Annotated in this window: 13 protein-coding genes; 7 read left to right on the top strand and 6 right to left on the bottom strand. The window is 64.5% G+C overall.

Annotation, left to right across the window (positions count from 1 at the left end; translation table 11 throughout):
• Positions 1 to 130 precede the first annotated feature (130 nt).
• The 4 genes from FJ956_RS01365 to FJ956_RS01380 form a co-directional block, all read right to left on the bottom strand.
• Complete coding sequence (locus tag FJ956_RS01365; protein ID WP_140676026.1) at positions 131 to 760, bottom strand: HAD family hydrolase; 630 nt, start codon at positions 758 to 760, stop codon at positions 131 to 133.
• Positions 753 to 1,325 (bottom strand): SIS domain-containing protein, encoded by a 573-nt coding sequence (locus FJ956_RS01370; protein WP_140676029.1) that lies wholly within the window; start codon positions 1,323 to 1,325, stop codon positions 753 to 755. Before FJ956_RS01370 ends, FJ956_RS01365 begins: the two co-directional genes overlap by 8 nt.
• Before the next feature lie 7 nt (positions 1,326 to 1,332).
• Complete coding sequence (gene rfaE1, locus FJ956_RS01375; RefSeq protein ID WP_140676032.1) at positions 1,333 to 2,817, bottom strand: D-glycero-beta-D-manno-heptose-7-phosphate kinase; 1,485 nt, start codon at positions 2,815 to 2,817, stop codon at positions 1,333 to 1,335.
• A gap of 153 nt (positions 2,818 to 2,970) precedes the next feature.
• Positions 2,971 to 3,603 (bottom strand): LysE family translocator, encoded by a 633-nt coding sequence (locus FJ956_RS01380; RefSeq protein ID WP_140676035.1) that lies wholly within the window; start codon positions 3,601 to 3,603, stop codon positions 2,971 to 2,973.
• Positions 3,604 to 3,757: 154 nt separating this feature from the next.
• On the opposite strand from FJ956_RS01380, the gene rfaD reads away from it, so the two are divergent.
• From rfaD to waaC, 3 genes are read left to right on the top strand one after another with little or no spacing between them, the layout of a single operon-like run.
• The gene (gene rfaD / locus FJ956_RS01385; RefSeq protein ID WP_140676038.1) at positions 3,758 to 4,708 is read left to right on the top strand and encodes an ADP-glyceromanno-heptose 6-epimerase; all 951 of its coding nucleotides are present in this window, start codon (positions 3,758 to 3,760) and stop codon (positions 4,706 to 4,708) included.
• Positions 4,681 to 5,688, top strand: a complete 1,008-nt coding sequence (gene waaF / locus FJ956_RS01390; RefSeq protein ID WP_140676041.1) for a lipopolysaccharide heptosyltransferase II — start codon at positions 4,681 to 4,683, stop codon at positions 5,686 to 5,688. Before rfaD ends, waaF begins: the two co-directional genes overlap by 28 nt.
• Positions 5,685 to 6,659 carry a lipopolysaccharide heptosyltransferase I gene (waaC, locus tag FJ956_RS01395; protein ID WP_140676044.1) on the top strand — a complete coding sequence of 325 codons (975 nt, stop codon included), beginning with the start codon at positions 5,685 to 5,687 and terminating at the stop codon, positions 6,657 to 6,659. Before waaF ends, waaC begins: the two co-directional genes overlap by 4 nt.
• 140 nt (positions 6,660 to 6,799) lie before the next feature.
• On the opposite strand, the gene greA is transcribed toward waaC, so the two are convergent.
• Together greA and FJ956_RS01405 are read right to left on the bottom strand one after the other, a co-directional pair.
• Positions 6,800 to 7,273, bottom strand: coding sequence for a transcription elongation factor GreA (gene greA, locus FJ956_RS01400; protein WP_140676048.1), 474 nt, complete (start codon positions 7,271 to 7,273; stop codon positions 6,800 to 6,802).
• Between the two features lie 261 nt (positions 7,274 to 7,534).
• Complete coding sequence (locus tag FJ956_RS01405) at positions 7,535 to 8,062, bottom strand: tetratricopeptide repeat protein (RefSeq protein ID WP_140676051.1); 528 nt, start codon at positions 8,060 to 8,062, stop codon at positions 7,535 to 7,537.
• 178 nt (positions 8,063 to 8,240) lie between these two features.
• On the opposite strand from FJ956_RS01405, the gene FJ956_RS01410 reads away from it, so the two are divergent.
• From FJ956_RS01410 to FJ956_RS01425, 4 genes are all read left to right on the top strand, one after another.
• The gene (locus FJ956_RS01410; RefSeq protein WP_140676053.1) at positions 8,241 to 8,666 is read left to right on the top strand and encodes a DUF3775 domain-containing protein; all 426 of its coding nucleotides are present in this window, start codon (positions 8,241 to 8,243) and stop codon (positions 8,664 to 8,666) included.
• Positions 8,667 to 8,786: 120 nt separating this feature from the next.
• Positions 8,787 to 9,788, top strand: a complete 1,002-nt coding sequence (locus FJ956_RS01415) for an extensin family protein (RefSeq protein ID WP_348641045.1) — start codon at positions 8,787 to 8,789, stop codon at positions 9,786 to 9,788.
• Between the two features lie 136 nt (positions 9,789 to 9,924).
• Positions 9,925 to 10,755: an extensin family protein gene (locus FJ956_RS01420; RefSeq protein WP_140676059.1), complete on the top strand. Its 831-nt coding sequence runs from the start codon at positions 9,925 to 9,927 to the stop codon at positions 10,753 to 10,755.
• Positions 10,756 to 10,823: 68 nt separating this feature from the next.
• Positions 10,824 to 11,531, top strand: a complete 708-nt coding sequence (locus tag FJ956_RS01425; RefSeq protein ID WP_140676062.1) for an LssY C-terminal domain-containing protein — start codon at positions 10,824 to 10,826, stop codon at positions 11,529 to 11,531.
• Positions 11,532 to 11,570: the final 39 nt, after the last annotated feature.

The following is an 11,570-nucleotide window of genomic DNA, read 5'->3' on the forward strand; positions in this document are numbered from 1 at the left end:
CATGCATAGAATCAATAACTAAAGCGCATGGAGCGAATCTGAAGGATCGCGACGCGCTTTAATGTGCCGGCTTCCGGAAATTCATCTGCAAAAACAGCGGTTTAGCTCCAGGCTTTGAATCAACCCGGGATCAGAGCGACCGTATCGCGGTAAGCAGCGCCTCAAGGTCATGAGTGTCGCGCAACGGCGAAACCGAGAGCCCGCCTGTCGTCGAGCCTTCGCCGTCGATCAGCCAGCCACGCGCAAGGCCGGCACGCTGGCCGGCTTCCATGTCCGCCGGCTTGTCGCCGACGATCAGCGATCGGCTGAGATCGAGGTCGAGCCGCCGGCCCGCCTCCAGTAGCATGCCCGGATTGGGCTTGCGCATCGGATGATCGGCAACCGCCAACGCGCCCCTGCCGGCCTCGTGGTAGGCGCAGGCAAGCACCATGTCGACGAAGGCATTTTTCTCAGCCAGCAGCTCGAGCACCCGCCCATTGACCCGCGCGAACGCGTCCCAGCCGAAATAGCCACGCGCGATGCCGGACTGGTTGGTGACGACAATCACCGGAACTCCGCCTTGGTTCGCGGCCTCGATGACCGGCGCGATGCCGTCGCGCAGCACCATGGCCGCCGGATCGTCGGGATAGCCGGTATCGACATTGATGGTGCCGTCACGGTCGAGGAACAGCGCCGGCCGGCCGGCTGGAAACATCCTGGCCCCGATCCGCTCGACCCACAGGCCGGGCTCGGCTAGCGGAAAGCCCCTGCTCTCAGCCATTGCTGAGACGCGCTTCGACCGCCTCGCACAGATGGTGGTAGAGGCACAGATGCCCCTGCTGGATGATCGGCGTCGAGGTCGACGGCACGTTGAGCAGAATGTCGGTCAGCGGCTTGAGCTTGCCGCCGGTCTCGCCGGTCAGGCTGATCACCGTCATGCCCATCGCCCGCGCCTGCTCGGCGGCGGCAAGGATGCTTGGCGAATTGCCGCTGGTCGAGATGGCGAGCAGCACCGCGCCTTCCGATCCATGCGCCTCGACCTGGCGCGAGAACACCGTGTCGAAGCCGTAGTCGTTGCCCCAGGCCGTCAGCACCGCGGCGTTGGCCGGCAGCGCGATGACGTTATAGGCCTTGCGCTCCTTCAGGAAGCGGCCGACCAGCTCACCAGCGATGTGGATGGCGTCGCTCGCCGAGCCGCCATTGCCGCAGATCAGCAGCGCCTTGCCTTGCGAAAGCGCTGTCACCACGGTGCTCACCGCGCGCTCCATCTCGCCGGTAAGATCGCGCTCGACCATCGCCGATATCGCCGCCGCGGAGCGGACCAGATAGTCGTTCAGTTCAGACATGAGATCCTCAGTTTGCGGCACGCAGCTTGCCGATCGTGTTCGTCGTGCTCTTGCCGGCGACGAGATCGACCAGCACCACACGCCCGCCCGCCTTCTGGACGACATCGGCGCCGACAACGGTCTCCACCGTGTAGTCCGCCCCCTTGACCAGTATGTCAGGCAGGAGCGCCTCGATCAGCTTGAGCGGGGTATCCTCCTCGAAGACGACGACGGCATCGACAGAGGCAAGCGCTGCCAGCACGCAGGCGCGGTCATGCTGGTTGTTGACCGGACGCCCCGGCCCCTTCAGCCGGTGCACCGAGGCGTCGCTGTTGAGGCCGAGCACCAGCCGGTCGCACTGGCTGCGCGCGGCATGCAGCAGGCTGACATGGCCGGCATGCAGGATGTCGAAGCAGCCATTGGTGAAGCCGACGGTCAGCCCCTCTTCCTTCCAGGCGGCGACCATCCTGGCCGCGGCGTTGAAATCGAGGATGGCGTCCTGGTGGCCGGTCGGCCCATGTGAGCGGAACAGCGCGCCGGACAGCTCCTCGACGTTCAGCCGCGCGGTGCCGCGTTTTCCCACCACGACGCCGCCCGCCGCGTTGGCGATGACGGCGGCATGCACCCGGTCGGCGCCGGCGGCGAGCGACAGCGCGAAGTTGGCGATGACCGTGTCGCCGGCACCGGAAACGTCGAACACTTCGCGCGCCTGGGTGGAGATGTGGCGGGCATCCTCGGCGGAGACCACGCTCATCCCCTTCTCGCTGCGCGTGGCGACGATGAACTCGAAATCATGCGTGGCGATCAGGTCGCGCGCCGCGGCCACGATCTCGTCGTCGCCGAAGACCTTGCGCCCGACCGCCTCGCCAAGCTCCTTGCGGTTCGGCGTCACTGCCGTAGCACCTGCATAGCGCGCATAGTCGCTCCCCTTCGGATCGACCAGCACCGGCTTGCCGGCATCGCGGCAGATCGCGATCAGCTCGCCAGCGACGCCGTCGAGCAGGATGCCCTTGCCGTAGTCGGAGAGGATGACGATGTCGGCGCGGCCAAGCGCTGCCTGGAAATGATCGATGAGCTTCGCCCGCTCGGCGGACGTCAGCGGCTTGATCTCTTCCTCGTCGAAACGCAGCACCTGCTGGTTGAGCGCGCTGAAGCGGCTTTTCGACGAGGTCATGCGGTCCCGGCGCTGCAGGAGCCCGTCGGTGTCGACGCCGATCTCGCCGAGCATCCGCATCAGATTGTTGCCGGCCTGGTCGGCGCCGATCACCGAAACGGGGATGGCGGCAGCACCCAGCGAGACGATGTTGGAGACGACATTGCCGGCGCCGCCCATGTTCAACGTCTCGCCCCTTCCATGCAGCACCGGGATGGGGGCTTCCGGCGAGATGCGCTCGATCACCCCGCTGACGAAGCGGTCGAGGATGAAATCGCCCACCACCAGCACGGTGACGTCGCCGAACCGGGCGATGGTGCGATGCAAAGGTTCCGGAGAAGGCGGATGGTGCTTGATCATCTCACTCGAGGTCTGCCTGAAGACGGCCGGACTTGATTAGGTTTCAGCGCCGGAATTGTGGCGTGGGCTACTCAAGGCGATGCCGATATACCGCAATTCGGGCGAGCGCAACGGCAGGCATGGTGCGGACCGCAGCCGAAGCCGGCTGGGCAATCAGCTCCTCTGAAGGGCGACGTGGACGCCGAGGCCGACCAGCACGGCGCCACCCGCACGCTGCATCAGCCGCTGCGCGCGTCCTGAACGCCGCAGCCGGGCGATCATCGCGCCGGCCAGGAACACGCAGGCGATGTCGGCCGAGGAAAACATCAGGTTGACGATGGTTCCCAGCACCACGAACTGCAGCCAGACTGGCAACGCCGCGGAAGCGTCGATGAACTGCGGCAGGAACGCCATGAAGAAGATCGCCGTCTTGGGATTGAGCACCTCGACGGTGATGCTCTCGAAAAAGGCCCGGCGGGCCGATTTCCGCTCGATCGCGGGCAGCGCCGTCTCGCCGTCCGCGCGCTTGCGGAAAAGACAAACGCCGAGCCAGATCAGATAGAGCGCGCCGACGAGCTTGACCGCCAGGTAGAGCGGCGGCACGGCGTGGAACAGCACGGACAGGCCAGCGGCGGCCGCAAAGACATGGAAATAGCCGCCGAGATGGATGCCGAGAGCCGCCGTCAGCCCGGACCAGCGCCCGCGCGCCATGGTCTGCGCCGCCGCATAAAGCATGGCGGGGCCGGGTATATAGGCGAAGATCGCCGTGGTGGCGAAGAACGCGATGAGCAGTTCGGTCGACGGCATTCTTGGTCCCTCATGGTACTGCGGGTAGCGAATGCCTACTGAAGCGGGAGCTTTTGCGGCTTCACTGTGATGCACCGGAGCGCCTGCTTTATCGACACTCCCGTCCACCTCCCCTATAAGGGCCGGAATCGGCAACGGAGCAAGGCTGAAAAGCATGATCATTGTCACGGGCGGCGCCGGCATGATCGGCTCCAACATCGTCGCCGCTCTCAACGCCGAGGGGCATGACGACATCGTCGTCGTCGACGACCTCACCGACGGCCACAAGATCGCCAATCTCGCCGACCTGCGCATCGCCGACTATCTCGACAAGGACGATTTTCTCGCCCGGCTCGAGGACGGCGCGCTCGGCCGCATCGAGGCCGTCTTCCATCAAGGCGCTTGCTCGATCACCACCGAATGGAACGGCAAGTTCATGATGGAGGTGAACTACGCCTATTCGAAGCGGCTGCTGCATGCCTGCCTCGGACTGCGTGTCCCGTTCCTTTACGCCTCGTCGGCGTCGGTCTATGGCGGCGGCAGCGAGTTCCGCGAGGAGCCCGAATTAGAGCGGCCCCTCAACGTCTACGCCTATTCCAAGAAACTGTTCGATGACTATGTCCGCCGCAATGTCTTCGACACCGATCATTCGCAGGTCGCCGGCCTGCGCTATTTCAACGTCTATGGACCGCGCGAGGCGCACAAAGGCGCCATGGCTTCGGTCGCTTTCCATCTGTTCAACCAGGTCGAACGCGGCGAAAACCCGAAGCTGTTCGGCGCTTATGGCGATTTCGGCCCCGGCGAGCAGAGCCGCGACTTCATCCATGTCGGCGACGTGGCGGAGGTCAATCTGTGGCTGTGGAAACGCGGCGCGAGCGGCATCTTCAATTGCGGTACCGGCCGCGCCCAGCCGTTCCGGGCGATTGCCGAGACGGTCATCGACACACTGGGCAAGGGCGAGATCGAGTTCATCCCCTTCCCTGATCATCTCAAGGGCAGCTACCAGAGTTTCACGCAGGCTGATATGTCCCGCTTGCGCGCGGCCGGCTACAATGGCCAATTCCGTACAGTCGAAACCGGCGTCAGGGACTATGTCGAATGGCTGAAGGCCCAACGATCCTCGTGATCGGCCCACGCTGGGTGGGCGACATGGTCATGGCGCAGTGCCTGTTTGCGGCGCTGAAGGAAAAGCATCCGCACGCCGCCATCGACGTGCTGGCGCCGGCCTGGGCCGCACCTTTGGTCAGGCGCATGCCCGAGATACGCAGCCAGATCGACTTTCCGCTGATGCCGGGAGCGCTCGAATTCCGCAGCCGCAGGCGCTTCGGCCGCCTGCTGCGCGGCCGCTACGACATGGCCTATGTGCTGCCAGGAAGCTGGAAGTCGGCCCTGATCCCGTTCTTCGCCCGCATTCCGCACCGCGTCGGCAATCTGCGCGAGATGCGCTATGGCCTGCTGACCGATGTCGTGCCGCTGCCCGAAGCGCTGAAACGGCGCACGGCGCGCGCCTATTTCGGCCTCGCGCGCGGCGGCACCTTTCGCGCGCCGAGGCTTACCGTCGACAAGGCCAACCAGGCGGATTTGCTGGCGCGCTTCGGGCTGGCGGGCCAGAAATTCGTCGCCTTGATGCCAGGCGCCGAGTTCGGCCCGGCAAAACGCTGGCCGAGCGATCATTATGCCGGGCTTGCCCGAGACATGATGGCAAAGGGTTTGGGCGTCGCGCTGCTCGGCTCGAAGAACGATGCCGATGTGACCGGCGAGATCGCCGCGCTCGCGACGGGCGCCGTCGACCTTGCCGGCAAGACGCGGCTGGAGGACGCCATCGACCTGATCGCCGCGGCGAAGCTCGCGGTGTCGAACGACAGCGGGCTGATGCATGTCGCCGCCGCCGTCGGCACGCCGATCGTGGCCGTCTACGGTTCGACCTCGCCGCAAAACACGCCGCCGCTCAGCGACCGCTCCGAGCTGATCTGGCTGCATCTGTCCTGCTCGCCCTGCCACAAGAAGGTCTGCCCGCTCGGCCATCTCAACTGCCTGAAGACGCTCGATGTCGCCCGCGTTACAGCCGCGGCCGACCGCTTGCTTGAGGTTCCGGCGGCCGCATGAAAGTGCTGATCGTCAAGACATCGTCGATGGGCGATGTCATTCACACCTTTCCCGCCGTCGAGGACGCGGTGCGCAACCGCCCCGACATAAATTTCGACTGGTGCGTGGAGGAGGCGTTCACCGGCATCGTGGCGCTGCACCCGGCCATTGGAGCGATCCACAAGGTGGCGGTCCGGCGCTGGCGCAAAAAGCTTTTCGACGGCGCCACATGGCGCGAGATGGCCGGACTGCGCAAAGCGCTGCGCGCCTCGCGCTACGATCTTGTCATCGACGCCCAAGGCTTGTTGAAGTCGGCCCTGGTCGCCATACAGGCCGGCGCGCCGATTGCCGGCTTCGATCGGGCGAGCGCCCGCGAGCCATCGGCGACGCTGTTTTATCAGCGCAAATATGCCGTGCCGCGCGACCTGCATGCCATCGAGCGCACCCGGCGGCTGTTCGGGCTGGCGCTTGGTTACCAGCCCGACCTGTCGACGCTTCAGTCAGGCATCGTGCCACCGGCTGGCGGCCTGCTTGGCGTTGAAGGCAGAACCGCCTTCCTGCTGCATGGCACCAGCCGCGAGGACAAGAAATGGCCGGTCGAGGATTGGATCGAAACCGCGCGCCAGCTGGCCGACCGGCAATTCACGCCGGTGGTCACCTGGTCGAATGAGGCGGAAAAATCTGTCGCGGAAGCCGTTGCCGCCGCAGTGCCAAGGACGGTGCTAGTAGCGAAATCGCCGCTCGCGGATATCGCCGCGATCCTCGGCCGCTCGGCGCTGGTCATCGGCGCCGACACCGGCCTCACCCACCTCGCCAGCGCTTTCGGCCTGCCGACGGTCGCCATCTTCCTGGCGACGGAACCGGGTCTCACCGGCCCGCGCGGGCCGTTTGCATCGACCTTGCTTGCGCCTGCGGGAGGCAGGGTGACGCCGACTGAGGTAATGGCTGAGGTTGAGCGCCTGCTGGCGCTCAGATCAAACGCACCAGCGTGAGGACCTTTTCAGAATTCGCTCTGGTGAGTCGAATAGCGTGGTTTTCGAGAACCGGAGCGGAGCGTACTTAAAGTACGTGAGCACCGGAAGCGCAGAAAACCGCGCTAGTCGGCCGCCAGAGTAGAATTATCAAAAGGTCCTTAGATAAACTGCACCTGGACGATCTCGTACCCCCGTGCCCCGCCCGGAGCATTGACCTCGATGGCGTCGCCGACTTCCTTGCCGATGAGAGCGCGCGCGATCGGCGAGGAGATCGAGATGCGGCCGGACTTCACGTCCGCTTCCTGGTCGCCGACGATCTGGTAGGTCTTCTTTTCCTCGGTGTCCTCGTCGACGAGCACGACGGTCGCGCCGAACTTCACCTTGTCGCCGGAAAGCTTGGAGACGTCGATAACCTCGGCCCGCGCGATCAGATCCTCGAGCTCGTTGATGCGGCCCTCATTGTGGCTCTGCGACTCCTTCGCCGCGTGATACTCGGCATTTTCGGACAGGTCGCCATGCGAGCGCGCTTCGGAAATCGCCTCGATGATGCGAGGACGCTCCCCTTGCTGGCGCCAGCGAAGTTCTTCCTTCAATGACGCGAACCCCTCGCCTGTCATCGGGACCTTGATCATAGCCTGACCTTTCTGCCGCCACCCCCGTTTTCGGGAGGGACCTTGTCAATGGGTACAAAAAGAAAACGGTCCGGCAGCCTCGGGCTAACGGAACCGTCTCACCACAATTTCCCTGAATATAGCGATCTTTGCGTGATTTTCACGCCCAAAAATTGAAGTTCCGCAAAATGATCACCGCTTTCGCGGGCCCGCCGCTGGCGGCGAGCAACAAAAAACCGGCTGCGATTGCTCACAGCCGGTTCGGGAGGCTTCGAACCCTCTTCAGCTCCTCAGGAAATGATCGATCTGCTCGGACAACATGCCGTATTCGCGCGAGCCCTTGCCGGTCCGCTTTTCGATTTCCTGGAGCTGCTGCTGCGCGCCGGAAAGATCGCCGATCTGCAGATGCGCCTCGCCGAGATATTCGCGGACCAGCGTGTAATTCGGGTCGATCCGCAGCGCTTCCTCGTAATAGCCGAGGCCGACCGTGACGCGGCCCGAATGGCGATGCGAATAGCCGAGATAGTTGAGGATGCGCGGATCCTGCTTGTTGGCGGCGAGCGTCAGCACCGAGATCGCTTCGTCATAGCGTCCGGCCATCGCCAGATCGTGACCGGCCTCGTAGATGCTGTCGTCATCCAGCATGCCATATTGCGGCTTTACGCATTTGTTCTTCTTCTTGTCCCAGACCTCGCCCTTCTTGCAGGTGGTGGTTTGACCGCTGCCGCCTTCACCAGCCGCAAAAGCCGGCGCAACGAACAGCGGCAGCGCCGCAATAGCCATGACCTGAACAAGCAAACGTCTGCGCATCGAAGCCTCCATGAGTGTGACAATGCCAGATTAACGCCGCCTTGGCGCCGTTTCATCCCGAAATGCGGACGACTGCCGAACTATTTTGAACGGTCGGACAGAAGCCGATACCAGCGGATGTGACGCGCGCTTTAATTCCGCTATCATCGGGGGCAAGCGCATCACGTGGAGAAGGACCGTGCAGCAGCGCCTCGAGAAGGAGTGGGAACTTTCGATCGATCCGGACACGGTGCGCCTGTTCATCCTCAAGGCCAAGGCGCTGAGCGCCGCCGTCAACGAGGACTATGACGACGGCGCCGAGCACGAGGTCGAGTTCGACGGCGGCACGCATGACAGCCACCATCATGACGGCCTTGTCGAGGAAGCCTCCGAAAACCTCACCGAGGAAGAATTCCGCGAGCTGATCAACGATCTCAATATCGACGAAGCGGCCGAGCTGATCGCGCTCGCCTGGGTCGGACGCGGCGACTATGACGCATCCGAATGGGCGGACGCGGTGGCCGCGGCCAGGGAGCGTCCCAGGAAGCGCACGGCCAAGTATCTGCTCGGCCTGCCGATGCTTGCCGACTGGCTGGAGGAAGGCCTTGAAGCCATTGGCGCGTAACGCGCCGGTAACCGATTGTGATCGGCAAGGCGGGTCGCGCAGGCAACCTCGCAACGCGACCGTCGTTTCGAGGCGATGGCAACGCTGAGCCTTTCACGATTTTGCAGACTGGCGCTGCCTGTGGCGGCTGCGATCCTGCTGGTTACGCCGGCCACCGCCAAGCATCATCATCGGCATAAGAGGCACCTGCCGCCGGCCGGTCAGAGCGCCGCTCCGGCGCTGCAAACGCCTGCGGCGACACCGGTTCCGGGGTCGCGTCCGCAGGACATGGAGAACGGCGCCGATAGGTCCGAGCGAGACAAAAGCCGCCTCGACAGCAATGACGACTTCCTCAACCAGGACAAGTCGCATCCGAAATGGGATGCCCGCCCGCCACGTTCGAAGGGCGCTCAATCCGGGCCGCGGACGCAATCCGAACCGCAGACGCCGGATGTCGTGCCCACGCCCCCGCAGAAGCCCACCGAACTGGAGCCGGAGCCGCCGGAAACTGCGCCGCAACCATCGGAAAAACCCGAACCGCCGGGCGAGGAAAAGATGCTTCCAGATCCGCGTTCCGCCGACATGCCGGCCGACAAGATGCCGGCGGAGGAAGCCGCATGCCGGGAAAGGCTGAAGGCGCTGGGCGTCGAATTCGAGGAGCACAAGGCCGAGCACGACGCGGAAATCGGCTGCTCGATCCCCTATCCAATCATTTTGAAAACGCTTGGCAAATCCATCGGCATCAGTCCCGGCACCGAGCTCAACTGCCAGATGGCCGAGGCGGCGGCGCGCTTCATGGCCGAAATCGTCCAGCCCAAGGCGAAGACCGAGCTCGGCGCAGATTTGAAGTCGATCGACCAGGGCTCGGCCTTTGTCTGCCGCCCGCGCCATGGCACGCGCAAACTGTCGGAGCACGCCTTCGGCAACGCGCTCGACATCGCCAGCTTCACCTTGTCGGACGGCAAGAAGATCGAGGTCGGACCGACACCGCCGGAGAAGGACGCCAAATTCCTCGACGCGGTGCGCAAGGCCGCCTGCGGGCCGTTCAAGACGGTGCTCGGACCAGGCGCCGACCCCGACCATGCGCTGCATTTCCACCTCGATCTGGAGCCGCGCCGCCACGGCGGCACGTTCTGCCAATAGGTGAATTCCGGAAGTCTTGCCCGCACCAAGCCAAGAACAGCGCCGCAATTCCGCCCTATGCATGAATGCCGGTGCTGATCTTTCCTTTACTGTTGAGGGTTAACCTTGTGCCATTCGGGGACAAGGATGCCTTTCGATGGCTCGAAGACTTGGCGCCATGCTTGGCTTGGCGCAACGGAACAAGCGTGCGCGCGTTACGATCGCCGGGCTGGCCGCGGGCGTCGCCATCGCGACGATATCGGCCTGCACGACCGGTGACGTCTTTGCGCTGCAGCCGGCCGTCGATGTCGGCAGCCAGACGGCAGCCGTGCCGCAACCCGACGCGCCGCAATACGCCGGCATGCAGCGCCTCGTTCCGTCCAACCCTTACATGACCCAGGCCGCCTATCCGCGCATGGACGAGCCGATGTCGCCGGTCGAGCAGATGCCGGCCAGCGAGATCGACTGCCGCAACGAGTTGAAGCGGATGGGCGTCGTCTATCAGGACGTCCAGCCGATCCATGAGGGCCAGTGCGGCATCGATTTCCCGGTGAAGGTCTCAGCGATCGGCAGCGTCGCCATGAAGCCGGCGGCCACGCTGACCTGCAACATGGCCGCCACCTTTGCCGCCTGGACGAAGAACGAGCTGCAGCCGGCCGCCCGTTGGCGCTATTTCTCCGGCGTCAAGGCGATCCACCAGGGCTCCAGCTACTCCTGCCGCAACATCGCCGGCGAAGGCGTCCTGTCCGAGCACGGCAAGGGTAACGCCCTCGACGTCATGAGCATCGAGCTCAACAATGGCGACGACATCGATGTTCGCAAGCCCGGCCTGTTCGCCTTCCGCACGCGCGGCTTTCTCAACAATGTGCGCGCCGACGGTTGCGAATATTTCACGACGGTGCTGGGCCCCGGCTACAATTACGACCACCGCAACCATTTCCATTTCGACATCAAGAACCGCAAAAGCGGTTACCGCGCCTGCCGCTGAGGCTGCTCTGCCCAAATCGACCAACACCGCATAAAATTGGCCGCGCGTGGATTTGGGAGCGGTTGGTTGTGGGTGAACGAAGTTTGAGACGACGCGCGGTGATCTGGATCGCGGCTTTTTGCGCCTTCTACGTCACGCTCGCCTATCTCGCCGCGCCGGAATTCTGGATCTGGCGGGAGCGCGGCTTCCGCACCCGGCCCTTCGAGATGGTGACGCATACGCCGCAGGGCATTCCAGGCGACCCGATCAATGTCGGCCTGGTCGGCACCGAAAAGGAACTCGTCCACGCCTTCGCCGTCGCCGGCTGGGACACGGCCGATGCGGTGACGCTGCGGACCGCCATCGACATCGGCGAAAGCGTCTTGCTTTCCCGCCCCTACCCCGATGCGCCGATGAGCCGCCTTTTGTTCGAGGGCCGTGCCCAGGACCTCGCCTTCGAAAAGCCGGTCGGCGGCAGCGCCGACCGGCGCCACCATGTCCGCTTCTGGCAGACGGACACGGTCGGCGACGACGGCCGCCCGTTCTGGCTGGGCGCCGCGAGCTTCGATCGCGGCGTCGGCCTCAGCCACGACACGGGCGCCATCACCCACCATATCGGCCCCGACATCGACGCGGAGCGCGACTTCATGATCGGCGACCTGAGGGCCGCCGATCAGCTGGCATCCACCAGCGAGATACCGGGGATCGGCGCCACCAAGGCCGGACGCAACGGCGGCGGCGATCCCTATTTCACCGACGGCATGGCTGTGATCGGCGTGCTGAAGACGCCGCAATGACGGCACGCCTCTCACGCGCGCGCTGACGCCGAAGGTGCG

This window comes from Mesorhizobium sp. B2-4-3, assembly GCF_006442815.1.
Classification (GTDB): Bacteria; Pseudomonadota; Alphaproteobacteria; order Rhizobiales; family Rhizobiaceae; genus Mesorhizobium.

What these genes read in the sequence shown, in the direction of transcription:
- waaF (WP_140676041.1), top strand. Translation starts at nt 4,681, where the DNA reads ATGGCTGAAGGCCCAACGATCCTCGTGATCGGCCCACGCTGGGTGGGC.
- waaC (WP_140676044.1), top strand. Translation starts at nt 5,685, where the DNA reads ATGAAAGTGCTGATCGTCAAGACATCGTCGATGGGCGATGTCATTCAC.
- rfaD (WP_140676038.1), top strand. Translation starts at nt 3,758, where the DNA reads ATGATCATTGTCACGGGCGGCGCCGGCATGATCGGCTCCAACATCGTC.
- FJ956_RS01420 (WP_140676059.1), top strand. Translation starts at nt 9,925, where the DNA reads ATGGCTCGAAGACTTGGCGCCATGCTTGGCTTGGCGCAACGGAACAAG.
- FJ956_RS01380 (WP_140676035.1), bottom strand. Translation starts at nt 3,603, where the DNA reads ATGCCGTCGACCGAACTGCTCATCGCGTTCTTCGCCACCACGGCGATC.
- rfaE1 (WP_140676032.1), bottom strand. Translation starts at nt 2,817, where the DNA reads ATGATCAAGCACCATCCGCCTTCTCCGGAACCTTTGCATCGCACCATC.
- FJ956_RS01365 (WP_140676026.1), bottom strand. Translation starts at nt 760, where the DNA reads ATGGCTGAGAGCAGGGGCTTTCCGCTAGCCGAGCCCGGCCTGTGGGTC.
- FJ956_RS01370 (WP_140676029.1), bottom strand. Translation starts at nt 1,325, where the DNA reads ATGTCTGAACTGAACGACTATCTGGTCCGCTCCGCGGCGGCGATATCG.
- greA (WP_140676048.1), bottom strand. Translation starts at nt 7,273, where the DNA reads ATGATCAAGGTCCCGATGACAGGCGAGGGGTTCGCGTCATTGAAGGAA.
- FJ956_RS01405 (WP_140676051.1), bottom strand. Translation starts at nt 8,062, where the DNA reads ATGCGCAGACGTTTGCTTGTTCAGGTCATGGCTATTGCGGCGCTGCCG.